The organism is Bradyrhizobium sp. P3_C3 (assembly GCF_056402655.1).
In genome coordinates, this window is record NZ_JBFUGY010000031.1 from 139576 (window position 1) to 161268 (window position 21693).

24 protein-coding genes and 1 tRNA gene are annotated in these 21693 nt (G+C 64.4%); 18 read left to right on the forward strand and 7 right to left on the reverse strand.

Annotation, left to right across the window (positions count from 1 at the left end; all coding sequences use genetic code 11):
• Positions 1 to 21 precede the first annotated feature (21 nt).
• Positions 22 to 678 carry a methyltransferase domain-containing protein gene (locus tag AC1DW2_RS29920; protein ID WP_135213921.1) on the reverse strand — a complete coding sequence of 219 codons (657 nt, stop codon included), beginning with the start codon at positions 676 to 678 and terminating at the stop codon, positions 22 to 24.
• A gap of 293 nt (positions 679 to 971) precedes the next feature.
• Here AC1DW2_RS29920 and AC1DW2_RS29925 point away from each other — a divergent pair, with 293 nt between their 5' ends.
• Positions 972 to 1346 carry a hypothetical protein gene (locus AC1DW2_RS29925; RefSeq protein ID WP_135213920.1) on the forward strand — a complete coding sequence of 125 codons (375 nt, stop codon included), beginning with the start codon at positions 972 to 974 and terminating at the stop codon, positions 1344 to 1346.
• 74 nt (positions 1347 to 1420) lie between these two features.
• On the opposite strand, the gene AC1DW2_RS29930 is transcribed toward AC1DW2_RS29925, so the two are convergent.
• The gene (locus tag AC1DW2_RS29930) at positions 1421 to 2476 is read right to left on the reverse strand and encodes a polysaccharide deacetylase family protein (protein ID WP_135213919.1); all 1056 of its coding nucleotides are present in this window, start codon (positions 2474 to 2476) and stop codon (positions 1421 to 1423) included.
• 253 nt (positions 2477 to 2729) lie between these two features.
• Here AC1DW2_RS29930 and AC1DW2_RS29935 point away from each other — a divergent pair, with 253 nt between their 5' ends.
• Together AC1DW2_RS29935 and AC1DW2_RS29940 are read left to right on the forward strand one after the other, a co-directional pair.
• A complete protein-coding gene (locus tag AC1DW2_RS29935) occupies positions 2730 to 3053 on the forward strand; it encodes a hypothetical protein (protein WP_135213918.1) in 324 nt (107 codons plus the stop codon).
• Between the two features lie 162 nt (positions 3054 to 3215).
• A complete protein-coding gene (locus AC1DW2_RS29940) occupies positions 3216 to 3431 on the forward strand; it encodes a hypothetical protein (RefSeq protein WP_063980334.1) in 216 nt (71 codons plus the stop codon).
• Between the two features lie 99 nt (positions 3432 to 3530).
• Here the strand turns inward: AC1DW2_RS29940 and AC1DW2_RS29945 are convergent, their stop codons facing one another.
• Positions 3531 to 5219, reverse strand: coding sequence for an MFS transporter (locus AC1DW2_RS29945; protein ID WP_135213917.1), 1689 nt, complete (start codon positions 5217 to 5219; stop codon positions 3531 to 3533).
• 148 nt (positions 5220 to 5367) lie between these two features.
• Between AC1DW2_RS29945 and AC1DW2_RS29950 the strand changes: the two genes are divergently transcribed.
• The 7 genes from AC1DW2_RS29950 to AC1DW2_RS29980 all read left to right on the forward strand — a co-directional run bounded on the left by AC1DW2_RS29950 (position 5368) and on the right by AC1DW2_RS29980 (position 13364).
• Complete coding sequence (locus tag AC1DW2_RS29950; RefSeq protein ID WP_477007801.1) at positions 5368 to 6738, forward strand: hydrolase; 1371 nt, start codon at positions 5368 to 5370, stop codon at positions 6736 to 6738.
• A gap of 34 nt (positions 6739 to 6772) precedes the next feature.
• Positions 6773 to 8140 carry a cytochrome P450 gene (locus tag AC1DW2_RS29955; RefSeq protein WP_063980337.1) on the forward strand — a complete coding sequence of 456 codons (1368 nt, stop codon included), beginning with the start codon at positions 6773 to 6775 and terminating at the stop codon, positions 8138 to 8140.
• Positions 8141 to 8191: 51 nt separating this feature from the next.
• Complete coding sequence (locus AC1DW2_RS29960; protein ID WP_135213915.1) at positions 8192 to 9601, forward strand: adenylate/guanylate cyclase domain-containing protein; 1410 nt, start codon at positions 8192 to 8194, stop codon at positions 9599 to 9601.
• A gap of 340 nt (positions 9602 to 9941) precedes the next feature.
• Complete coding sequence (locus tag AC1DW2_RS29965; protein ID WP_028151070.1) at positions 9942 to 10430, forward strand: tellurite resistance TerB family protein; 489 nt, start codon at positions 9942 to 9944, stop codon at positions 10428 to 10430.
• A 230-nt stretch (positions 10431 to 10660) separates the two neighbouring features.
• Complete coding sequence (locus AC1DW2_RS29970; RefSeq protein WP_208083868.1) at positions 10661 to 11440, forward strand: SDR family NAD(P)-dependent oxidoreductase; 780 nt, start codon at positions 10661 to 10663, stop codon at positions 11438 to 11440.
• Between the two features lie 191 nt (positions 11441 to 11631).
• Positions 11632 to 12426 carry a glutamine amidotransferase gene (locus AC1DW2_RS29975; protein ID WP_135213913.1) on the forward strand — a complete coding sequence of 265 codons (795 nt, stop codon included), beginning with the start codon at positions 11632 to 11634 and terminating at the stop codon, positions 12424 to 12426.
• A 125-nt stretch (positions 12427 to 12551) separates the two neighbouring features.
• Positions 12552 to 13364: an enoyl-CoA hydratase gene (locus tag AC1DW2_RS29980; RefSeq protein WP_441498092.1), complete on the forward strand. Its 813-nt coding sequence runs from the start codon at positions 12552 to 12554 to the stop codon at positions 13362 to 13364.
• A 238-nt stretch (positions 13365 to 13602) separates the two neighbouring features.
• On the opposite strand, the gene AC1DW2_RS29985 is transcribed toward AC1DW2_RS29980, so the two are convergent.
• Positions 13603 to 13678: transfer RNA gene (locus tag AC1DW2_RS29985), tRNA-Ala, on the reverse strand.
• A 184-nt stretch (positions 13679 to 13862) separates the two neighbouring features.
• On the opposite strand from AC1DW2_RS29985, the gene AC1DW2_RS29990 reads away from it, so the two are divergent.
• The 3 genes from AC1DW2_RS29990 to folD are packed head-to-tail and all read left to right on the forward strand — an operon-like array spanning position 13863 to position 15423.
• Entirely contained in the window at positions 13863 to 14153 is a 291-nt protein-coding gene (locus AC1DW2_RS29990; protein WP_007598721.1) for a YggT family protein, read from the forward strand.
• 15 nt (positions 14154 to 14168) lie between these two features.
• Entirely contained in the window at positions 14169 to 14537 is a 369-nt protein-coding gene (locus AC1DW2_RS29995) for a DUF167 domain-containing protein (RefSeq protein ID WP_063980343.1), read from the forward strand.
• 1 nt (position 14538) lies between these two features.
• Positions 14539 to 15423, forward strand: a complete 885-nt coding sequence (gene folD, locus AC1DW2_RS30000) for a bifunctional methylenetetrahydrofolate dehydrogenase/methenyltetrahydrofolate cyclohydrolase FolD (protein ID WP_135213911.1) — start codon at positions 14539 to 14541, stop codon at positions 15421 to 15423.
• Positions 15424 to 15494: 71 nt separating this feature from the next.
• Here the strand turns inward: folD and ppa are convergent, their stop codons facing one another.
• Positions 15495 to 16031 carry an inorganic diphosphatase gene (ppa, locus tag AC1DW2_RS30005; RefSeq protein WP_014490715.1) on the reverse strand — a complete coding sequence of 179 codons (537 nt, stop codon included), beginning with the start codon at positions 16029 to 16031 and terminating at the stop codon, positions 15495 to 15497.
• A 178-nt stretch (positions 16032 to 16209) separates the two neighbouring features.
• On the reverse strand, positions 16210 to 16719 hold the full coding sequence (locus AC1DW2_RS30010) for a GNAT family N-acetyltransferase (protein ID WP_014490714.1): 510 nt from the start codon (positions 16717 to 16719) through the stop codon (positions 16210 to 16212).
• A 261-nt stretch (positions 16720 to 16980) separates the two neighbouring features.
• Here AC1DW2_RS30010 and AC1DW2_RS30015 point away from each other — a divergent pair, with 261 nt between their 5' ends.
• The 5 genes from AC1DW2_RS30015 to AC1DW2_RS30035 are packed head-to-tail and all read left to right on the forward strand — an operon-like array spanning position 16981 to position 20388.
• Entirely contained in the window at positions 16981 to 17880 is a 900-nt protein-coding gene (locus tag AC1DW2_RS30015) for a dienelactone hydrolase family protein (RefSeq protein WP_135214094.1), read from the forward strand.
• Positions 17877 to 18344, forward strand: a complete 468-nt coding sequence (locus AC1DW2_RS30020; RefSeq protein ID WP_441498094.1) for a DUF2269 family protein — start codon at positions 17877 to 17879, stop codon at positions 18342 to 18344. The genes AC1DW2_RS30015 and AC1DW2_RS30020 overlap by 4 nt, the downstream gene beginning before the upstream one ends.
• An 8-nt stretch (positions 18345 to 18352) precedes the next feature.
• Complete coding sequence (locus AC1DW2_RS30025; protein WP_477007802.1) at positions 18353 to 19672, forward strand: SDR family oxidoreductase; 1320 nt, start codon at positions 18353 to 18355, stop codon at positions 19670 to 19672.
• Positions 19673 to 19732: 60 nt separating this feature from the next.
• Positions 19733 to 20164 (forward strand): thiol-disulfide oxidoreductase DCC family protein, encoded by a 432-nt coding sequence (locus AC1DW2_RS30030; RefSeq protein ID WP_477007803.1) that lies wholly within the window; start codon positions 19733 to 19735, stop codon positions 20162 to 20164.
• Positions 20155 to 20388: a methionyl-tRNA formyltransferase gene (locus AC1DW2_RS30035; protein ID WP_354178839.1), complete on the forward strand. Its 234-nt coding sequence runs from the start codon at positions 20155 to 20157 to the stop codon at positions 20386 to 20388. Before AC1DW2_RS30030 ends, AC1DW2_RS30035 begins: the two co-directional genes overlap by 10 nt.
• On the opposite strand, the gene AC1DW2_RS30040 is transcribed toward AC1DW2_RS30035, so the two are convergent.
• A complete protein-coding gene (locus AC1DW2_RS30040) occupies positions 20354 to 21622 on the reverse strand; it encodes a flavin monoamine oxidase family protein (protein WP_477007804.1) in 1269 nt (422 codons plus the stop codon). The two genes, AC1DW2_RS30035 and AC1DW2_RS30040, sit on opposite strands and share 35 nt — an antisense overlap.
• Between the last annotated feature and the right edge of the window lie 71 nt (positions 21623 to 21693).

Sequence of the window (21693 nt, forward strand, 5' to 3'; positions counted from 1 at the left end):
TCGCCCCCGTATTGTCGCAAGCTAGATGCGCGCGAACCTGAATTGTTGCGTGCCGCGCTCGGTGGGATCCGGGCTCCGCTCAGTGATGCGAAATCCCTCATGGGCCTGGATGAATGCTTGCTCGGAGATCCAGTTGCGCTCGTATCTGACGAGCTTCTCCCTGGAGGCGAGCGACGACCCTGGACCGTTGTCGCTCAGGTACGATGTCTGAACCTCTCGCCGGGTCTCTTCGCTGATCGGAACGCGGTACCATGCCAACGTTGCCGGCCGAACCGTGCACAGCGTTCTGACGGTTTCCAATGCATCCGGGACGTACTGTATGGCCCCATTCGAGTGGATGAGATCGACAGTGCCGAGCCAGTCGGCGGCCTGGTCGATGCGCTCGAAAAACATCAGCCTATCGGTGCCAAGCTCCTTGGCGCGCTGCACCATTGCAGGCGTCTCAACTACCGCCCATCGAATGTCCGGGCGTTGCCGGCGCGCCACCTTGTAATGCAGGCCAGCGCCTCCGCCGAAATCCAGAACCGTGTTTATGCCCGCGACCAGCGGCCAGTCGCTGTCCGGGTTGTAGTTGATTGTCTTTAGGAAAATCGTTTCGACCAGTTCCGGATTCTCGTACCCCTGAACAACCTCTCGCGGCGGCAGCAGCTTACGCTTCACTCGCTTGATGAAGGTCATAACGGGCGGACTCGGCACGCCTTGTGATACGTGTCGAGCGTCTACCACAATCAGAAACATTTGGAAACAATCGTGAAACGCGCCATCCGGCGCGGCGCGTTCGAGGCTTCACCGGGAAGCACATATCTGTCCGCCCGATTCCGAGACCTTTCCGGACGTGACGTTGCGGGTTGATCGCCGCGAATGCTGATCGCGGGTTCAAGACCGAGCGCGCAGTCTACGTGATGACAGTCACATAACGCAGATCAGATCTCCCCTAATTTCCCGGTCATGCAAACACGGGGAGATTTCACATGCGCGAGATCATTCTGGTCGCCGCCATGGTCCTGGCTTCTGCATCTGCCCATGCTGCCGACCGCAGCCTGTCGCTGGCCACGGCAACGGCTGCTCCGCAGGCCACCACGACCGCCGCTCCGACGACGCAAATCAGCGAAGTCGCGCCAGCCGCGGAAGCTCCGAAATACGTCGATCGTCCGCCGGCAGTCTCGGCCCCTGCTCCCGCCGTGGCGACGGCTCCTGCCGTGACCGCGACAACGACGACTTCAGCGCCGGCGGAGACAAGCAAGCCCGCCACGAAGACCGCAAAGGCGGGCAAGCCGAAGCACAAGCGCAGCTGGACCGAAGGCCGCATCATCAGCGAGCTGCACCGCCACGGCATCTACTGGTAAGGCTGCGACTCGCTCCAAAAGCAAATGGCCGGGCAAGAGCCCGGCCATGCGCGTATTGAGGAAGCGTTGCGGGCTTACTGCGACACCGTCTGCACCACGCTCGTTATCGGACGCGCGCTCGACGTCGGCACCTTCAGGTCCTTCAGCAGCGCCTCGTCATATTCCGGCAGCGTCTGGAGCGTTGCCTTGGCCTTCATCTGCACGACCTTGTAGCCGCCAGCCTTCAGCCGCGCGAGCAGCGCCGGCATGGCTTCGCCGGTGTGCTTCTGGAAGTCGTGCATCAGGATGATGCCCTTGCCGAGCTTGTCGAGCTTGGTCATCACGTTGTCGACGATCTTCTCCGGCGTGGCACCCTTCCTGAAGTCGAAGGAGTCGATGTCGGTCGAGAACATCGCGACATTGCGGGTGCCGAAATAGCTCACCATCGCCGGATTGTGCTGAAGCTGCGGGAAGCGGAAGAACGGTGCCGGGTTGGTGCCGAGCGCGAACCTCACCGCGCTGAAGCCCTTCTCGACCTCGTCCTTGACCTGTTGCTCCGTCATCTTCTTGCTGTTCAGGTTGACATGCGACCAGGTGTGCGTGCCGACCGTGTGGCCCTGGGCCAGCACCTGGCGCAGGATTTCCGGATGATAGGTCGCGTGCTTGCCGACCGAGAAGAACAGACCCTTGGTGCATTCATCCGCAAGCGCCTTCAGCACCGCGGGCGTGTTGACCGGCCACGGACCGTCGTCGAAGGTCAGCACGACCTCCTTATCGGTGAGGAAGTCGAACTGCTTGAAATGCTCGAAGCCGAAGCCGGGTCCGCCGGTGGTGTCGATCTCGACCACGCGGGCAACGCCCAGCGCGTTCGGATTGGCACAGGTCGACTTCTGCTGCACCGGCACGACCGGAGCGGGCGCAGGCGCCGCTGCCTGAGCAACCGCCGTCGGCCTGGCCGCGATCGCCGCGGTGGTCTCGACGTCATCCTTGGCGGCGAGCTTCGCCTGTGCCGGCAATTGATCGGCGGCACGGGCGGCCGTTGTTTTGGGGGCGCCCTGATCGGCGCGCGCGGAATAATAAAACCAACCGCCGACGGCGATCACGACCGCCGCAACTACACTGGCCAGCATCAGGCCCAACGCATTACGCATCGCTATTCTTTCCAATTACGCAACCAACCCTGCGGAATCTCCCGCGCGACGAGCCATTAATGCGAAGGAACAGTTAACGTGACACCAACACGACGGCGTTTGCGCCGGATTTTCAGCGAGGTGCGCCATGTGACGGAGGTCACAGATGGATGGCCACCCGTGACCGTCATCACAGTGGAAACTGTTTTGCCGGAGCATCGTAGTTCCCACCAACAACGGGCCCCGCTTCCAGCGGCGCCAATGGGAGCTTCAAATGACCAAATCTTCTTCGGCTAAGTCTTTCTCTGCGAAATTGCTGACGAGTAGGATCCGCGACACCAGCCTGGCTCTGGGCTTTGCCGCCATCGTCTCGATCGTCTCGACGACCGCGAGCTTCGCCTTCTCGGCCGAGGCGCAGCAGCAGTGCACCGGCGATGCCTTCCGCCTGTGCTCCTCGGAAATCCCCAACGTCCCGAAGATCACGGCGTGCATGATGAAGCATCGCTCCGACTTGAGCGCCGGCTGCCGCGCGGTGATGGACAAGGACCTCGCAAAGGGCGCCTCACGCAAGGTCGCTGACGCCCAGGACAAGCAGTAGGACAACGCGCAACGGCGATCGTTGTTAGCTCCCCTCGCGATGTGCTCCCGGCGTCAAGCCGGGGCCACGCGCGCCAGTCCCGCTCGGCAATAAAGCCGTTGCGGCCCCGGGATCGTCGCACTAGCTTCGCCCGCACTTCCTTGGGGTAAGAGGCATTACGCGATGACCAGATTTCTTTTCATTGTTTCTTTGATTCTGTGCGCATCGAGCGCCTCAGCGCAACAGCAGCCTGGCCACGATGCCTGCGCGCGCGATGTGACGCGCTTCTGCCGTGCCGTGATGAACAATGGCGATGGCGCCGTGCTCGCTTGCCTCAAGCAGAACCGCACCCGCCTCAGCAAAGCCTGCGACAAGGTGCTGACGGATCACGGGCAGTAAGATGTGCCGTCGCAGCCCGGCTGAGCGAAATCCGGGGTCTGCCCGCGCGTGAGATCGTCCCGGATCGCGCTTCGCTTCATCCGGGCTACAGGCCAAAACCTACGTGCTGCTTCCCGCCACGCTCGCGACCACCGGCAGCACCTCGGCGCCGGCACGATCCGGCGTCTCTTCCTTCCAGCGCACCGAGCCGAACGGACGCTCCAGCATGCGGCGGATCCGCACCGGATCGGGGCCGATGTGGAAATCGATCGCCTGCTGATGCAACGCGCGCTCGGACTGCGTCGAGCGGTTGCGCTGGCGCAAGTAATCGAGCCAGGTCGGACAGTGGTAGCGCTCGGTCCATAATTCGGGGTCGGCGATGTCGCGCGCGATCGACCAGCCATAGGCGCCGTTGCGCTGCCGGGAGAGCTGCACGTCCTGCATCACATTGTGGAAGGCGCGCGCGTTCTCCTGGCTCACCCTATATTCGATCTCGACCACCAGTGGCCCGCTGCGCGCCGTGAGCGACAGTTTGACTTCCGGATCGGCGAGCACGTCCGCGTCCTCGTTGCGGGCGCCGACGCGCGGCATCGCCAGCCAAATGCCCAGCACCGGCGAGATCAGCATCAGGCTGGCGGCCGTCAGCAGCGCGACCTCGACGCCGGCATAATCGGTGAGATGGCCCCAGCCCCAGGCGCCGATCGCGATGCCGCCGGATATCGAGGCCTGGAACGCCGCGAGCGAACGGCCCGCGACCCAGCGCGGCGCCGAGAGCTGCACGCCGATGTTGAACAGCGCGACGGCCGCCATCCAGACCGCACCGGCGAGCACAAGCGCCGCCGCCGTCAACACCGGCTCCGTGCTCACGGCAAGCGCGGCCATCGCAAATGCCATCGAGATGGTGCAGGCGCGGATCGCGGCCTCGCCGCTCATGCGCTTGCGCAATTCATGGATGTTGAGCGCACCGACGACGGCGCCCATGCCGAAGGCACCCAGCATGATGCCGTAGGTCTGCGCGCCGCCATGCAGCAGGTCGCGCGCGATCAGCGGCATCAGGGCCATGATGGCACCGCCGATCAGGCCCATCACCAATGTGCGCAACAGCACGATCTTGATCGGCGGCGAATTGGTGATGTAGCGGAAGCCCGAGACCATCGCGCGGTTGAGCTTCTCCCGCGGCAGGCGCGAGGGCTCGGTGTTGCGCCGCCAGAGCAGCAGCACCACCAGCAGCGGCAGATAAAGGATCGCGTTGCAGGCAAACGCGGCCACCGCGCCGAGCGAGGCGACGATGACGCCGCCGACCGCGGGACCGAAGCTGCGTGCAATATTGTAGCTGATGCCGTTCAGTGCGACGGCTGACGGCAGTGATTCGGGCGGGACCTGCTCGCTGACCGAGGATTGCCACGCCGGCCCGAACAGCGCATTGCCGCTGCCCACTACGAAGCAGAAGACGAGCAGCGTTTCCGGGGTGATCAGCTTGAGCCAGGCCAGCACCGTCAGCGCAGTCGCGCCGATCAGCGCGATCGCGAGCGAAATCAAGGTCACGATGCGCCGGTCATACATGTCGGCGATGGCGCCGGCCGGCATCGAGATCAGCATGATCGGCAGCATCAGCGCGGTCTGCACCAGCGCCACCTTGTCGGCCGAGGCCGCCATCTGCGTCATCGCCCAGGCCGCGCCCACGCCCTGGATCAAGAGGCCAAGATTGGAGAGCAGGCTGGCGAGCCAGATGCGCCGGAACACGGTGTACCGCAGGGGTGCGGCGATGCCGTCGCCGGCGAATTTCTGACGGTTCGGCTGCTCGGTCATATCCCCTTCCATATGGGCTGGCAGAAGTGGTCTTGGAATGGTCTTTGGGTGATTCCGGCAGGTTCAGTGATGCCTGCGAAAGTCCTTCGCTGTCCAGTGGTTAGGCCGGTATAAGCGGTCCAAAGACGTGGTTTTTCCGGAGAAACATATGAAGCTGTCGCGACGGTCGATCCTGCTGGGGGCAGGCAGCTTGCCTTTCGCGGTTGCGAGCTTGCGGACAGGCGCGCTGGCGCAGACCGCGCCCACGGCTCAGAATGCCGAGGTGCCGCCGATCCTGTTCGTCCACGGCAATGGTGAATACGACGCGGTCTGGATGACGACGCTTTGGCGGATGGAATCCGACGGCGTCGCGCGCGATCGCATGATGGCGATCAATTTCACGGATCCGCTGGCGCGCAGCGACGACAAGGTCGAGCAAGCGGGCCGCTCCTCGACCGGGGACCAGCGCCGCGAGCTCGCGGCGGCCATCGCGGAATTGAAGCGCCGCACCGGCGCGGCCCGCGTGGCGCTGGTCGGCAGTTCGCGCGGTGGCTACGCCATTCGCAACGTCATCAGGAACGGCGGTGCCGGCGATGTCAGCCATGCCGTGCTGTGCGGCACGCCCAATCACGGCGTGTTCGCGACCGACGACCAGCCGAACAACGAATTCAATGGCCGCGGTACATTTCTGCGCGGCCTGAATGAGGGCGAGAGCGAGGTGACGCCGGGCACGGCCTTCCTCACCCTGCGCAGCGATGGCATGGACAAGTACGCGCAAGCCGACGGCCGCTTCATCGGCAAGCCCGGCACGCCGACCGGCGTTACCGTCGAAGGGCCGGAGTTGACGGGCGCCACCAATCTCGTGCTCGTCGCGCTCGACCATCGCGAAGTGGCGTTTCACCCGCGTGCCTTCCGCGAGATCTACAAATTCATTGCCGGCCGCGAGCCCGCGCGCATCGCGATTGTGCCGGAGCAGAGCGTCAGGTTGAGCGGCCTTGTGACCGGTACGCCAGGCGGCGTGTCGACCAATCGCCCGGTGGCGGGTGCAACCGTCGATGTCTTCCGCGTCGATCCTGATACCGGGGAGCGCAAAGGCGGCGCGGTGCACAGCGCGAAGACCGGCGCCGACGGCCGCTGGGGTCCGGCGCAGGTCGAGCCTTCCTGGTTCCTCGAATTCGCCCTGACGTCGCCGGACGCGCCGACGACGCATATCTACCGCACGCCGTTCGCGCGCTCGTCCGATGTCGTGCATCTGCGTGCCGCGCGCCCGCTCGGGCCCGCGGACAAGGATGCCGGCGCCGTCGTGATCATGTCACGCCCGCGCGGCTATTTCGGCCTGCCGCGGGACGTGGTGCTGCTCGACGGCAAGGAGCCGGCCGACGTCAAGCCGGGTGTGCCCACGGATTCGGCAGCAACCTTGCGGCTCCCGGCCGCGGAGGCCGGGCGTAACGTCGTGGCCCAGTTCGGCGAAGAACGAATTGTGGCGCGTGCCTGGCCCGCCTCCGAGAACAGGATTGCGATTGCCGAGCTGACTTACTAGCTATTGGCCTGGGTCATATCTGCGGGAGAGAGCCATGAACATCGCCAGTGTGCGTCGGCCCATCATCCCTCCGACCCCGCCGCGTGCGCCCGACGACATGTCGTTTCTCGGCCGGGTCGCGGTCCTCAAGCAGAACATGATCGCGACCTGGGGCCAGCGTGCCTACGAAGAAGAGGTCATCAAGGGCCGCTTTTTCCTCCACAACAGCTTCATTCTGAATCAGCCGAATGCAATTCGGCATGTCCTGCTCAGCAATTATGAAAACTACACGCGCACGCCGGCGGGGATCCGCATGCTGCGTCCGGTGCTCGGCGAAGGAGTTCTGATCGCGGAAGGCCACGCCTGGGCGCATCAGCGCCGTACGCTCGCGCCGGCCTTCACGCCGCGTGCGACCGCAAATCTCGTCCCGCATATGACCGCGGTGCTCGACGAGACCATCACAAAGCTCGATGCGCGAACAAGCGAGCCGGTCGATCTGCGCGAGACGATGCAGCGTATGACGCTGGAGATCGCCGGGCGCACGATGTTCTCGTTCGGCATGGACCGTCACGGCCCGACCTTGCGCAACTTCGTCATGGAATACGGCGCGCGGCTGGGACGGCCCTATTTCCTCGACATGCTGCTGCCGGTGTCCTGGCCGACCCCGATGGATTTTGCCCGCGCCCGCTTCCGCAAGCGCTGGACCGAATTCGTCGCGATGCTGATCGCCGAGCGGCGCACGATGGGCAAGAAGGACGGCGCGCCGCCGCGCGACCTGTTCGATCTCATGGACGCGGCGCGCGATCCCGAAACCGGCAAGGGCTTTTCGGACGCGCAACTCGTCGACGAGGTCGCGACCATGATCCTGGCGGGTCACGAGACCACGGCGACGGCGCTGTTCTGGGCGCTCTATCTGCTCGCGCTCGATCCGGAGACGCAGGAGGAAGTTGCCTCCGAGACCCATGGCGAGCATCTCGACAGCATGGCCGACATCGATCGCCAGAAGTTCACCCGCGCGGTGATCGAGGAGACCATGCGGCTCTATCCGCCGGCCTTCCTGGTCGCGCGTGCCGCGCGCGAGAAGGATAATGCGGCCGGCGTCGAGATCGGCAAGGGCGACATCATCATGATCGCGCCCTGGCTGCTGCACCGGCATGAGAAGCTGTGGGATCAGCCGAACGCCTTCATTCCCAAACGCTTCATGTCGAACGAGGCGCCCGACCGTTTCGCTTACCTGCCGTTCGGCGCGGGTCCGCGCGTCTGCATCGGCGCGCCGTTCGCGCAAGCCGAATCCGTGCTGGCGCTGGCCCGGTTGATCGGCGCGTTCCGCATCGAGCTTGCCGACAGGGTTCCGGTGATCCCGCTCGGCGTCGTGACGACCCAGCCGGACCACTCACCTTTGTTCCGCATCACGCGTCGGTGACAGACATTCGTCTGCCCGATGGCGCGATCCACCCCAGATAGAGCCTCCGCCATGAGCGACATCCAGGCCCAGTTTTCCGTTCTGAAGCAGACCGCCGACGCCAAGGTGGTCGACGCGATTGCGCGCCTCATCGAGGACGGCGAGGATCACGAGCTCAACCGCGTCAATGTTCTCGATTTCTCCAGGCAGCATGGCCTCGATGAAGAGCACACGATCTCCACCTTCCTGCACTCGGCGCGGCTCGGACTGTTCGATCTCGGCTGGAACGTGCTCTGTCCGGGCTGCGGCGGCGTGCTGGGGGCCCATTCGACGCTGAAGGCGCTCAAGCCGGACGATTATCACTGCGCGCTCTGCGCCTGCGGCTACAAGGCGTCGGTCGACGATCAGGTCGAGGTCTCCTTCACCGTGAATCCGCGCGTGCGGCGCATCGCAGCGCACGATCCCGATACGCTTCCGGTGTGGGAATATTTCAAGCAGGTATTCTGGAGTTCCGGCGTCGACTTCAACAAGGAATCCTTCGCGACGCTCGCCAACGAGGTGACGCTCGATACGCTCGAGCTTCCGGCAGGCGAGAAGGCGACCATGTCGCTGCAACTGCCGGGCGACTTCATCATCATCTTCGAGCCGGTGACGCACGCCGCCCATTTCATCGACGTCCAGGGCGAGCCGACCAAGGAGCGCCAGCAGTTCGCGATCATGTACAACAAGGTGCAGGCTCCGACGGGGACGACGACCATGCGGCCGGGGCCGCTGCGGCTGTCGCTGGAGAACCAGGCCGGCGTGCGCGTGTTGCCGTCGGTGTTCATCGCGGCCGAGGCGCTCCATCATCTCATCGGCAAGCGCAAGCCGTTCCTCACCGCCAAGCGCATGCTGTCGAACCAGACGTTTCGCGATGTCTTCAAGGCGGACAATCTCAGCCTCGACCAGCGGCTCCAGATCACGTCGCTGACATTCCTGTTCACCGATTTGAAGGGCTCGACCGCGCTCTACGAGCGCGTCGGCGATCTCGCCGCCTTCGATCTCGTGCGCGCGCATTTCCATGCGCTGCTCGAGATCATCTCCTCCGAGAAGGGCGCGGTGGTGAAGACAATCGGCGACGCCGTGATGGCGACCTTCATCCGTCCGGAGCACGCCATCGTCGCGGGCCTGCGGATGCGGGCCGCTATGGACGAGCTCAACAGGCAGCGCGGCACCGACGATCTCATCGTCAAGATCGGCATCCATGAAGGCCCCTGTCTTGCGGTGATGCTCAACGAACGCCAGGATTATTTCGGCCAGACCGTCAACATCGCCGCTCGCGTCCAGAGCCTGTCGACGGCGCGGGAGATCCACATCACGGGCCCCGTGCTCGATGCGCCCGCAGTCGCCGAGGTGCTCGAGCAGCGCGCGATCAAGCCGATCCAGAAGCAGGCGGCCCTGCGCGGCATCGCCGACAAGATGGTGGTGTACGAGATACCGTGAGGACGGCACTCCCGATCATTGCGAGCTTAGCGAGCATCCGGAGTCTTTCCAGTGAGGCAGTCTGGATTGCTTCGCTGCGCTCGCAATGACGATGTGGAGACAGGTGCGTGCCACACTCACTGTCGTCATGCCCGGGCTAGTCCCGGGCATCCACGTCTTGCTTCGCTGTGGCGCGTGGATGGCCGGGACTAGCCCGGTCATGACGGTAACCAGCTCGTCCAGATTGCAGAAAGGTAATGCCCGCGCGGAGCTGACGCACGTTGCGGCGGTTGGGTTTCCCGCTCATATAATGCTGGTGGCGGCCGCACTCCCGCGGCTTCATCGTTTTTGGTAGGATCCTATGCTCGACGGCCTGCGCCAATTCATCGCCGACATCGTGGCCCCTCATGCCGGGGATCGCGCATTCGGCGATGGCGATTACCGGCTTGCGGCCACCGCGCTGCTGGTTCACGTGGTCTCGCTGGACGGTCAGCCGACGGCGACCGAGCAGCGCAAGCTGCACAGCCTGATCGAAAGCCATTTCGGGCTGGATCGCGGTACCGCCGACCGCCTGATCGCGGACGCCACCCAGGTCGAGGGCGAGGCCGTCGACCTCTATCACTTCACCAGTGTCATCATGCGCTCGCTCGACGAAGAGGGCCGCAAGCGCATCGTCCAGATGATGTGGGAGCTGGTCTATGCCGATGGCCAGGTCTCCGAGTTCGAGGACAACGTCGTCTGGCGCGCCTCCGACCTGCTCGGGATCGCCCAGCGCGACCGGATCGACCTCAAGCATGCGGTCGCAAACCGCGCCGGTGGTCAGGTCAAGGACGGTGCCGTCGGGGGTTGAACCGTCTCGACGCGGTATTATCGGCGGTTGTGCTGACCACATGACGAAACTTTAATATACACCCGTCGGCCAGCCCGGCCCGGATTTCCCCGTAAAATCCGTGGTTTTCCTGCTTCCCTGTTGCCCGCTCAAGCAGCCATGCTGCCGGTGACGCTTGCCTGTCGCGCTCGGCCTATGCTCTCGTTCCGCCATTGCGGGGCCAAAAAACTTCAATTCAAGAGACTTCGATCGTGACTGAGCGGGTAACATTGATCACCGGTGCGTCGGCGGGCATCGGCACGGAGCTGGCGCGTGTGTTCGCCGCCAACGGGCATCGCCTCGCGCTGACGGCGCGACGGGCGGACCGGCTGGAGGCGCTTGCGAACGAGCTCGCCGCCAAGGGCGGCAAGAAGCCGATCGTGATCGCCTGCGACCTGCAGGAGGCAGATGCGGGTGACAAAATCGCCGCCGCGCTCGCCGCCGAAGGTGTCGAGCTCGACCATCTCGTCAACAATGCCGGCTTCGGCGTGTTCGGCGATGCGATCGAGCGCGACCGCGTCGAACAGGTCGGCATCGTCGATGTCAACGTCCGGGCTCTGACGGATCTGTCGCTGCGCTTTGCCGATCAGCTGATCAGGAACAAGGGCGGTCTTCTCAATGTCGGATCGGTCGCGGGCTTTCTGCCCGGCCCCGGCATGGCCGTGTACTACGCGTCCAAGGCCTATGTGATTTCCCTCACCGAGGCCCTGCGGGCGGAGCTCGCGCCGCGCGGCGTTCGCGTCACCGTACTTTGCCCGGGTCCGGTGCCCACCGAATTCCAGGCGCGCGCCGGCGTCGGGTCCGGGCATGACACAACTCTTCTCAACGTGTCTGCCGCCGATGTCGCGCAACAAGCCTATCGAGGCCTGATGGCCAACAAGCGGGCAGTGCTGCCTGGTCTCGGCATCAAGATCGTGCCGTTCGCGCTGCGTTTCTTCCCGCGCGGCTTCATCCTGTCCGCCACCAGCCGGTTCCAGAGGCAGAGGCACTGATTTCTTGTTTTGACGCGTTTTCTTGACGCGAACCGGTATCCACTTCGCTCGAAATCGCTTTGAAGAAAGCTCAAAGCTCCGTAGTGGCCCGGAGCTTGCTTCAATATCGGGACGTGTGTGCGCGAACTCACACGATGTTAACTACCGCTTAGCTATGCTGGCGGTCTGAACCGATAGCACTCGCAGAGGCCATGTCGTTCCGGACGGACAGGTTTGGTGGCGCAGAATTGGTGCCCTTCCCCAGAAGGACGCCGAGCGCCGCCGCCTCCGAAGCCCGGTTGCCGGTTCTGATCATCCTGCATCAGGAATCCTCGACGCCCGGCCGCGTCGGCAATGCGCTGCGCGCGCTCGGCCATCGCCTCGACATTCGCCGACCGCGCTTCGGCGATCCCCTGCCCGATACGCTCGATCAGCATGCCGGCGCTGTTTTTTTCGGCGGTCCGATGAGCGCAAACGATTCCGACGACTACATCCGTCGCGAGATCGACTGGATCGAAATTCCGCTCCGCGAACAGCGACCGTTCCTCGGCATCTGCCTCGGCGCGCAGATGCTGGCGATGCAGTTGGGGGCCCGCGTCGCGCCGCATGCGGAGGCGCTGACCCAGATCGGCTACTATCCGATCCGCCCGACCGCCGCGGGCCACGCGCTCTGCCCGAATTGGCCGGCGCAGGTCTATCACTGGCATCGCGAAGGATTTGAACTGCCCGTCGGCGCTGAGCTGCTTGCGGAAGGCGATGATTTTCCGATCCAGGCGTTCCGCACCGGCAATGCTTTCGGGGTGCAGTTTCATCCTGACGTGACCTGCGCGATGATGCATTGCTGGACCACGCGCGGCTATGACGGCCTCAGCGCGCCTGGCGCGCGCGAGCGGCATCATCATTTCGGGGACCGTGCCGTCTACGACGTTGCGGAGCGGGCCTGGCTCGATCATTTCATCGACGGCTGGCTGGCGCGCCGGCGGGTGCTGGCGCAAGCCGCCGAGTGATCGCGCCTCTGCGCAAGGCCTTCGCGCAAGGCCTTGGCACAAGCTCTTGCCTCACCGTTGGATATGCTAGGCTCGTTCCTAACGAGCGCGCGCGAACGCGTGCCGGCAGACACAGGGAGAGCGTCATGGCCTACGAACACATTCTGTATGAGGTGAGCGACAAGGTCGCGACCATTACGCTCAACCGCCCTGATCGCATGAATGCGTGGACGCCGACGATGGAGCGCGACGTGCGTCACGCAATGGAAGCATCGAGCGCGGATGACGATGTCCGCGTCATCGTGCTCACCGGCGCGGGCCGCGCCTTCTGCGCCGGCGCCGACATGGATGCGCTGAAGGGGCTCGACCCCAACGACGTCAGGCGTGCCTCGAACCTGCCGCCCTTCGACATGAACCGCCGGCCGGACTGGCAGACGCGCTACGGCTTCTATCCGTCGATCGGAAAGCCCGTCATCGCCATGCTCAACGGCGCGACCGCCGGCATCGGCCTCGTGCACGCGCTTTATTGCGACCTGCGCTTTGCCGCCGACAATACCGTCTTCACCACGGCCTTTGCGCGGCGTGGCCTGATCGCCGAGCATGGCATGTCCTGGATGCTGCCGCGCATCGTCGGCCACGCCAACGCGATGGATCTGCTGCTCTCGGCCCGGCGCGTGTCGAGCGACGAGGCGCTGCGGATCGGCCTGGTGAACCGGCTCTGCTCGCCCGAGAAGCTGCGCGAGGAGACCTACGCCTATGCGCGCGACCTCGCCGACATGGTTTCCCCGAGCGCGATGGCCGTGATCAAGCGCCAGCTCTACGAGGTGCCGTTCCAGACCCTGGCGGAGGCGACGATCGAGGCCAACCGCGAGATGATGGTCGCGCTGAACGGCAGCGATTTCCGGGAGGGGGTCGCGAGCTTCATGGAGAAGCGGCCGCCGAGGTTTACGGGGGGGTAGGGGGAGAGGTTTCCGGATGAAGCCCGCCGTCGCCCTGCGGGCTATGGCGTGGCAGCCTTCGCTCACTTCGCTACGGGGGAGCCTGGCTGGCTTGCCTTAGCGGTAGCTCGCGAATGTCAGTGATGGTGGATGGGGTCCGCCGTCGCCCTTCGGGCTATGGCGGGACAGCCTTCGCTCGCTTCGCTACGAGGGAGCTCGGCTGGCTTGCCTAGCCGTAGCTCGCGAAGCGAGCGAAGGCTGGTGGAGCCAGGCGGGATCGAACCGCCGACCTCGTCATTGCGAACGACGCGCTCTCCCAGCTGAGCTATGGCCCCGTTTGGCGGCCGCTCTGGTGAATGCGGCCGACAACCGGGCGCCATTTAAGTCCCCGCCAAGGTCAAGTCAAGGACGGGTGTGACCCGGTTTTAACCATCCCCGGCACCGACTTCCCTTGTTTGGGCCGGGGGGAACCGATATCTAGCAAAAAGCGTCAATCCCGACCGAAAGCCAGAGTCTTCAATGCGTGCCGTTCTCGACATCGTCATCATCGTGCTCGACCTCTACGTCTGGCTGCTGATCGCCTCCGCGATCCTGTCCTGGCTGATCGCTTTCAACGTCGTGAACACCCGCAACCAGTTCGTTTCGGCGGTGGCGGAGTTCCTGTACCGGATCACCGAGCCGGTGCTGGCGCCGATTCGCAATTTCCTGCCCAGTCTCGGCGGCCTCGATATCTCGCCGATCATCCTGATCCTGCTCATCATGTTCATCGAGCGGGTGATCCTGTATTACATCTACCCGAACGTGATCTAAGCAGGCGGGAGCGCCTTGGTTGCGAAAGAGGCCTTCAAGGAACCCTGGCGCTATTCGGTCGCAGGAATCAGCATCGCGCTGCGGGTGACGCCGCGCGGCGGCCGCGACGACATCGACGGGATCGAGCAATTGGCCGACGGCCGCAGCGTGCTCAAGGTGCGGGTGCGCGCGATCGCCGATGGCGGCGAGGCCAACAAGGCCGTTCTGGTGCTATTGGCGAAATCGCTCGGCGTCCCCAAGGCCAGTGTAAAGCTGCTATCCGGTGCCACCTCGCGGCTGAAGCAGATCGCGGTCGACGGCGATCCGGCGCGACTCGGCGAAGCCCTGCGCAAGCTCGCCCAAGCCAGATCGGCAGACGCCAAACCGACAGACCAAGGGAACTGACATGACGGCCAAGATCATCGATGGAAAAGTCATCGCTGCGGAACTCCGCGCGCGCGTCGCTGACGAGGTTGCCCGCGTCAAGCGCGAGCACAATCTGGTGCCGGGCCTCGCGGTGGTTCTGGTCGGCAACGACCCCGCCAGCGAGGTCTATGTCCGCTCCAAGCACACCCAGACCCAGGCGGCCGGCATGGCCTCGTTCGAGCACAAGCTGCCGGCCGACGTGTCGCAGGCCGATCTGCTGGCCGTCGTCGCCAAGCTCAACCGCGATCCGGCCGTGCACGGCATTCTGGTGCAGCTGCCGCTGCCGAAGGGCCTGAACACCGAGGCCGTCATCAACGCCATCGATCCCGCCAAGGATGTCGACGGCCTGCATCCGAACAATGCCGGCCGGCTCGCCGGCGGCTTTGAAGCGCTGTCGCCTTGCACGCCGCTCGGCTCGATCATCCTGACCAAGAGCGTCCACGCCTCGCTCGAAGGCATGAATGCCATCGTCATCGGCCGCTCCAATCTGGTCGGCCGTCCGCTGGTGCAATTGCTGCTCAACGAGAATGCCACGGTGACCATCGCGCATTCGCGCTCGCGCGATCTGCCCGGACTCGTGAAGCGCGCCGACCTCGTTTATGCCGCGGTCGGCAAGCCCGAGATGGTGCACGGCGACTGGCTCAAGCCGGGCGCGACCGTGATCGACATCGGCATCAACCGCATCCCGAAGGACGACGGCAAGACGCGTCTCGTCGGCGATGTCGCCTATCAGGAAGCACTCGCCGTTGCCGGCGCGATCACGCCGGTGCCGGGTGGTGTTGGCCAGATGACGGTCGCCTGCCTGCTGGTGAATACGCTGCGCGCGGCTTGCGCGATCGCCGGGCTGCCGAAGCCGGCGGTTTAACTCCAGGTCTCGCGCCCCGGACGCTGCGCAGCGCATCACTTCGTGATGCACCGCGTCCGGGACACGCAATCTCACGCCTTCTTTTTCTTCTCGCGCTCGATGCCTTCGAGGATCAGCTTCTGCGCGTCTTCCGGGCCGCCCCAGCGCAGAATCTTCACCCACTTGCCCTTCTCGAGATCCTTGTAGTGCTCGAAGAAGTGCTGGATCTGCTGCAGCGTGATGTCGGGCAGGTCGGAGTACGACTTCACCTTGTCGTAGCGCTGCGTCAGCTTCGACGACGGCACCGCGAGAATCTTCTCGTCGCCGCCGGCTTCGTCTTCCATGAACAGCACGCCGACCGGGCGCACGCTCATGACGGCGCCGGGGATGATGGCGCGGGTGTTGATGATCAGCACGTCGCAGGGATCGCCATCATCGGACAGCGTGTGCGGGATGAAGCCGTAGTTACCGGGGTAACGCATCGGCGTGTAGAGGAAGCGGTCGACAACGAGCGTGCCGGCTTCCTTGTCCATCTCGTATTTGATCGGTTCGCCGCCCACGGGGACTTCGATGATGACGTTGACGTCGTGGGGTACGTTTTTTCCGATCGAGACCGCATCGATACGCATTCAAGGCTCCGTTGTTGCCGAGGTTAAATCGCGCCCGGCAGCGATTTTGGCGCTGTCATACGCGGGCTTGGCGCGCCAATCCATCGTGTTTTTGTGAAATAATGAATCCAGCGACTACCGGCTCAAAAGGCAACGGTATCGACGGATGGGAAGCGCTGCCGGCTAGACTTTCAGCAGCTCAATTGGTCCAAGCGAAGGCAACCTTGTCGAGCGACTTCGGCCCGAAACGCTCGGAGGAGCGCGCCACCATGCGGCCGCCCAAGGCGCGGTAGAACTCGGTCGCCGGATCGTTGTCCGAGAGCGCCCACACGACCATGCTCTTCAGGCCGCTCTGCATCAGGTCGCGGCGGGCTGCGGTGAACAGGCGGCGGCCGAAGCCGAGACCCTGGAATTCCGGACGCAGATAGAGCTCGTAGATCTCGCCGTCGAAGTGCAGGCTGCGGGCGCGGTTGCGGCCGTAATTGGCATAGCCGGCGATCTTGTCGCCGAACACGAGCACGCTGACGCGGCTGCCTTTGCGAATCGCACTGTCCCACCACTGCGGACCGCGGCGGTTGATCAGCTTTTCCAGCTCGCCGCCGGGAATGATGCCCTGATAGGCGGAGCGCCAGGCTTCGTCATGGGTGGACGCCACCGCAGTTGCATCTGCAGCTTTGGCCGGCCGGACCTCGATCAGGGTTGTGCTCATGGAGACGATCAAACCAAGTCGCCGCGCCGGCGGCAAGACCTATCGTTAATTATCGGTTAATGTGTGGATTTTGTGCATCAGTATTTTAACCATGTCGTACCGAAAGAAGACAAGATGCCATCTCGAACGGCACCGGCCTGCCATTGCCGGTGCAAAACTGCCCTGCGGCAACCAATGAACCGCGATGGCAACGCAAAAAGTCCGCCGAAAATGATTCGTTCCTGCAGATCCGTTGCTGTCCGTGTTCGCCTGCGGCGATTCATGCGCCTCTTCAACATCTTCGCCCTCCTGCCTCTGCTGCCCTTGCTGATGGCGTCGCCTCTGTGCGCACAGGTCACGTTTGGGTCATCGGGTGAGGAGGGCGAGCCGTTTCGCCGGCAACAATGGCGCGTGCCATCGCCGGATAAAGACATTGCCGCGCATGCGCTGCTGTTTCGCCCCGTCGGCGCCGGTCCGTTCCGGCTTGCGGTGATCGCACATGCCTCGACGCAAAATGTGCTGCGCCGGGCGCAAATGCCGCAGCCTGAATACCGCGCGCTGGTCGCGTTTCTCGTCGCGCACGGCTTCGCCGTGCTGGTGCCGGAGCGGCTCGGCCATGGTGCGACCGGCGGCCGCTATGTCGAGGACCAGGGCGGCTGCGACGAGGCGGATTACGCGCGTTCGGGCCGCGCGACGGCCGCCGAAATTTTGCTCACGCTGGATTTTTTGCGAAAGCAGGATTTCGTTCGTCAAGACTCGGTCGTCGTGCTCGGCCATTCGGCCGGCGGTTGGGGGGCGTTGGCGCTCGCGAACGCCGATCCGAACGCGATCTCCGCGATCATCGCGTTTGCGCCGGGGCGCGGTGGCCACGCCAATGATGAACCGAACCGGATCTGCGCGCCGCAGACGCTTCTCGCCGCGGCGGCCGAGTTCGGCAAGGCGGCGCGCATTCCCGTCACATGGCTCGTGGCGACCAATGACAGCTATTTCGCGCCGGCGTTCTCGCGGCAATTGGCGGATGCGTTTCGCGGCGGAGGCGGCAGGGTGGACTTCCGCACATTGCCGGTCGTCGGCAGCGAAGGGCATTGGATGATCGAGAGCGAAGCCGGCGTCAAAGCCGCCAGCCGCGAGCTCGGGCTTGCGCTGAACCAGTCCAAACCGGCGGCGGCCAAGAAGCCATGACGCTGTATCTCCTGGTCAAATACCTCCATGTGCTGGGCGCCATCGTCATTCTCGGCACCGGCACCGGCATCGCCTTCTTCATGCTGATGGCGCATCGCACGAACGACGCCGAATTCATCGCGCGCACCGCTTCGGTGGTGGTGATTGCGGACGCGATCTTCACGCTGTCGGCCGTGATCCTCCAGCCGGTGACGGGCGGCGTGCTGATGATGCTTTCGGCCATGCCGATCACGGAACGCTGGCTGCTGGCCTCGCTTGGGCTCTACGTCTTTGCGGGCCTGTTCTGGGTCCCCGTCGTCTTCATGCAGATCGAGATACGCGATCTCGCGCGCAAGGCGGCCGAGCAGCGCGGCGCTCTGCCTGAACGCTACTTCGTGCTCTACCGCCGCTGGTTCGCGTTCGGTTTCCCCGGCTTCGGCGCGACGATGTTGATCCTGTGGCTGATGATCGCGAAACCGTTTTGAGAGATGCGATGACCCAGCAAACCGTTTTGGTGCTCGGCGCCTCCGGCCTGATCGGGCGCTTCGTCACCGACGATCTGCGCGTGCGGGGATTTCGCGTGGTCGGCGTCGCGCGCAGCCTGTCGCCCGCGCAGAAGATGAGCGCGCTGGACATCGGGCAGCCGATCTTGTCGCTCGGTGCAGCCGCGCTGATGCGCCTCTTCAGCGAGCACGCCGTCGACGTCGTCGTGAACTGTCTCGGTGTGCTCCAGGACGGTCCCGGCAGCGACACCGGCGCAGTGCATCGCGATTTCGTCGCGCGTCTGCTTCAGGCGATCGCCGACAGCGGCCGCGCGATCCGGCTGGTGCACATCTCGATCCCCGGGACGGCGGAGGCGGATCGCACCGCCTTCGCGACGACCAAGCGCGCAGCCGAACGCCTGGTTGCAGCCTCCGGCATTCCCCACGCTGTCCTGCGGCCCGGCTTCGTCGTCGCACCATCAGCCTATGGCGGCAGCGCGATGCTGCGTGCGCTCGCCGCCTTCCCGCTCGATCTGCCGCAGAAGGAGATGTCGACGCCATTCCAGTCCGTCGCAGTCGAGGACATTTCGGCCACCATCGCCTGGCTCGCCGCGCGCGATATCGACGACGCCTCAGTCAAAGCCGTGACGTGGGACCTGATGCAGGCCGAGGCAGTCACCATGGCCGGCGTCATCAAACAGTTCCGCCACGCCTTCGGCACGGCCGGCTGGCCGCGCCTCGTGATGCCATCCTTCATGCTCGATCTCGGCGCGCAGATCGGCGATCTCGCCAATTATCTCGGCTGGATGCCGCCGATGCGCTCCACCGCCATCGCCGAGCTGCGCCGCGGCGTGACCGGCGATCCCTCCGCCTGGATCGCCGCCACGGGCATCGCGCCGAGGACGTTGACTGATACGATCGGGCGCCATCCCGCCACCATCCAGGACAAATGGTTCGCGCGACTATTCCTGATCAAGGCGCTGATCTTCGCCAGCCTCATTGCGTTCTGGGTCGTCTCCGGCTTCATCGCGCTGTTCGTCTCCTACCGCGCCGCCGCCGGGATTTTGAGTGCGCACAACTTCCCGCCCGCGCTGGTCGATCCCATCACCATCGGCACCAGCCTGATGGACATGAACATCGGCGCGCTGATCGCCTTCCGCCGCACCGCGGCGATCGGTTTGGTCGCAGGTATCTTCGCTTCGCTTGGGTATATGTTTGGTGCGGCGATCCTCACGCCCGACCTCTGGATCGAGCCGCTCGGCGCGCTGGTGAAGACAGGGCCGGCCATCGTGCTGATGCTGGTCGCGCTTATGATGCTGGATAATCGCTAGCGTTTTCGAGCGAAGTGGATCCCGGTTCGCGTGAAGAAAACGCGTAAGATAGAGAGACTGATGAGCAAATGGCCCGACGATGACGTGATCCTGTTCGACGGCGTCTGCATCTTCTGCTCGCGCTGGGTCCGCTTCGTCGCCAGGCGCGACACGGCGAGGCGGTTTCGCTTCACGCCGATCCAGTCGGATTACGGGGCGCGGCTTGCACGTGCGTTTGGCATCGATCCTGACGATCCCGACACCAATGCCGTGGTTCATGACGGAGAGGTCTTTATGAAGTCCGACGCCGGGCTGACCGTGCTGTCGCATCTGCCGGGATGGGGTTGGGTGCGCGCGTTGTTTGCCGTGCCAAAGTCGCTGCGGGATCCAGTCTACAGCCTCATCGCGCGCAACCGCTATCGCATCTTCGGGAAGTATGACGCCTGCTTCGTTCCGGACGTGGACTTACGGGCAAGGGTGATCGAACAGGGAGGCCCCAAAAAATGGCAATGATTAGGAAGTTTTTAGAACGCTCTATGGAGCGGAATTCAATCCACGATGAAATCGAAGCGCGCTACTCGATATTCGAGCGCGATGGGCGAAGCTTCCTGCAAATCGATACCTATGGTCGTAAGTCACGCGAAATGCCGGAGAAGAAGAGTCAGTCCATTCAGCTAGATCGCAGCTCTGGACTGGAACTGCTTAAGATTTTGAAGCAGGCGTTTCACGTCGATTAGAGCTGCTCCTTAGCTCCTTCGCCGCGCGCTCCCCGCTGTCCCTGGCTCCATGCGCCGTCGTGAAGAAGCTTGGCGACGTCGCTTCCCCCGCGAAGAACAGCCGCCCATCCACCGGCGCCGCCAGCACGGCCCGGTCACCAGCATGCCCTGGCAGCGCGTGTGAATACGATCCTCTCGCGAAAGGGTCGTGGGCCCAGCGCGACTCGTAGAGCGGCTTGAGCTTTCGCCTGATGTCGTTGCCGAGGAAGCCTGCGATCTCGTCGATGCTGTGCGCGGCGATGGCGCCGTCGCCGGCGTGTTCCAGCTCGCGGGCGAAGCTGCCGCCGAAAAAGCCTTCGATGCAGGGCTGTCCGAACGGGCGGATGTGATAGGTGCCCATCTCGGTGCGCATGGTGGCGCCGCGCAGATTGCCCTCTTTCGGGAAGGTTTCTGCATCGTCGAGCGCCAGCGTCACCTTGTCGTCGACGCCGAGCGGCAGGCCGGCTGCCGCATCGACCTTGGCGGGCAGCGGCGGTGAGAAGCGGATCGCCTCATCGGCGATGAGATTGGTCGGAACGGTGACGATCACCTTGTCGGCGGTCAGCGTACCCTGCGATGTCTCGATGCGGAGGCGCTGGCTGGAACGATCGATCAGCGTGACATTGCAGCCCAGGGCCACCGGGCAGGGGGCGCCATAGGCCGCGATCAGTGCGCCATAGCCACGGCGGACGCGCCAATTGAGGTCGCTGTCCTCATAGGCGTCCCAGTCGAGTGTCGACATGTCCTTCAGTTCGCAGCCATTGATGTAGGTCGAGACCGCGTCGATCATGGGATTCCAGCGATTGCCCGGATCGAGGCTCAGGCTTGCGGGCTCGTCCTTGCCCTTTTGCGCCGCCTGCCACAGCCGCTCGTAGAATGCGTCCATCGCGCGCATGAAATCGTCGCGCTCGGCCTGCGGAAACGCGTTGCCGAAGGCGCGCTCGCGCCAGGGCGGCAGGTCCTTGTTGAGCTCGAAACCGAGCTGCTTGGCGATTCCGACGAAGGAATTCTTGTCGGCCGAGTGCAGCCAGCCGCAGCCGACGTCGAAGGTCACCTCAGGCGAGGCCTGCACGGTCCAGGCGCGTCCGCCAATCCGGTCGCGCGCCTCCAGCACGATCACGGAGAGGCCGGAGCCAGCCAGCGCATGCGCCGCGCCGAGGCCGGCTGCGCCGGCGCCGATGATCGCGACGTTGACGGAGGAGGGCAGGGAGGTCATCAGCGGGCTCTAGCACGTTCGCTGGGTGCGCTGAAGCCACCACAAAGTGAGGTGTCATCACCCGCCTTGTG

Excerpts from the sequence above, each read along its gene's own strand:
- AC1DW2_RS29920 (WP_135213921.1), bottom strand. The coding sequence starts at position 678 with ATGACCTTCATCAAGCGAGTGAAGCGTAAGCTGCTGCCGCCGCGAGAG.
- AC1DW2_RS29925 (WP_135213920.1), top strand. The coding sequence starts at position 972 with ATGCGCGAGATCATTCTGGTCGCCGCCATGGTCCTGGCTTCTGCATCT.
- AC1DW2_RS29930 (WP_135213919.1), bottom strand. The coding sequence starts at position 2,476 with ATGCGTAATGCGTTGGGCCTGATGCTGGCCAGTGTAGTTGCGGCGGTC.
- AC1DW2_RS29935 (WP_135213918.1), top strand. The coding sequence starts at position 2,730 with ATGACCAAATCTTCTTCGGCTAAGTCTTTCTCTGCGAAATTGCTGACG.
- AC1DW2_RS29940 (WP_063980334.1), top strand. The coding sequence starts at position 3,216 with ATGACCAGATTTCTTTTCATTGTTTCTTTGATTCTGTGCGCATCGAGC.
- AC1DW2_RS29945 (WP_135213917.1), bottom strand. The coding sequence starts at position 5,219 with ATGACCGAGCAGCCGAACCGTCAGAAATTCGCCGGCGACGGCATCGCC.
- AC1DW2_RS29950 (WP_477007801.1), top strand. The coding sequence starts at position 5,368 with ATGAAGCTGTCGCGACGGTCGATCCTGCTGGGGGCAGGCAGCTTGCCT.
- AC1DW2_RS29955 (WP_063980337.1), top strand. The coding sequence starts at position 6,773 with ATGAACATCGCCAGTGTGCGTCGGCCCATCATCCCTCCGACCCCGCCG.
- AC1DW2_RS29960 (WP_135213915.1), top strand. The coding sequence starts at position 8,192 with ATGAGCGACATCCAGGCCCAGTTTTCCGTTCTGAAGCAGACCGCCGAC.
- AC1DW2_RS29965 (WP_028151070.1), top strand. The coding sequence starts at position 9,942 with ATGCTCGACGGCCTGCGCCAATTCATCGCCGACATCGTGGCCCCTCAT.
- AC1DW2_RS29975 (WP_135213913.1), top strand. The coding sequence starts at position 11,632 with ATGTCGTTCCGGACGGACAGGTTTGGTGGCGCAGAATTGGTGCCCTTC.
- AC1DW2_RS29980 (WP_441498092.1), top strand. The coding sequence starts at position 12,552 with ATGGCCTACGAACACATTCTGTATGAGGTGAGCGACAAGGTCGCGACC.
- AC1DW2_RS29990 (WP_007598721.1), top strand. The coding sequence starts at position 13,863 with ATGCGTGCCGTTCTCGACATCGTCATCATCGTGCTCGACCTCTACGTC.
- folD (WP_135213911.1), top strand. The coding sequence starts at position 14,539 with ATGACGGCCAAGATCATCGATGGAAAAGTCATCGCTGCGGAACTCCGC.
- ppa (WP_014490715.1), bottom strand. The coding sequence starts at position 16,031 with ATGCGTATCGATGCGGTCTCGATCGGAAAAAACGTACCCCACGACGTC.
- AC1DW2_RS30010 (WP_014490714.1), bottom strand. The coding sequence starts at position 16,719 with ATGAGCACAACCCTGATCGAGGTCCGGCCGGCCAAAGCTGCAGATGCA.
- AC1DW2_RS30015 (WP_135214094.1), top strand. The coding sequence starts at position 16,981 with ATGCGCCTCTTCAACATCTTCGCCCTCCTGCCTCTGCTGCCCTTGCTG.
- AC1DW2_RS30020 (WP_441498094.1), top strand. The coding sequence starts at position 17,877 with ATGACGCTGTATCTCCTGGTCAAATACCTCCATGTGCTGGGCGCCATC.
- AC1DW2_RS30025 (WP_477007802.1), top strand. The coding sequence starts at position 18,353 with ATGACCCAGCAAACCGTTTTGGTGCTCGGCGCCTCCGGCCTGATCGGG.
- AC1DW2_RS30030 (WP_477007803.1), top strand. The coding sequence starts at position 19,733 with ATGAGCAAATGGCCCGACGATGACGTGATCCTGTTCGACGGCGTCTGC.
- AC1DW2_RS30035 (WP_354178839.1), top strand. The coding sequence starts at position 20,155 with ATGGCAATGATTAGGAAGTTTTTAGAACGCTCTATGGAGCGGAATTCA.
- AC1DW2_RS30040 (WP_477007804.1), bottom strand. The coding sequence starts at position 21,622 with ATGACCTCCCTGCCCTCCTCCGTCAACGTCGCGATCATCGGCGCCGGC.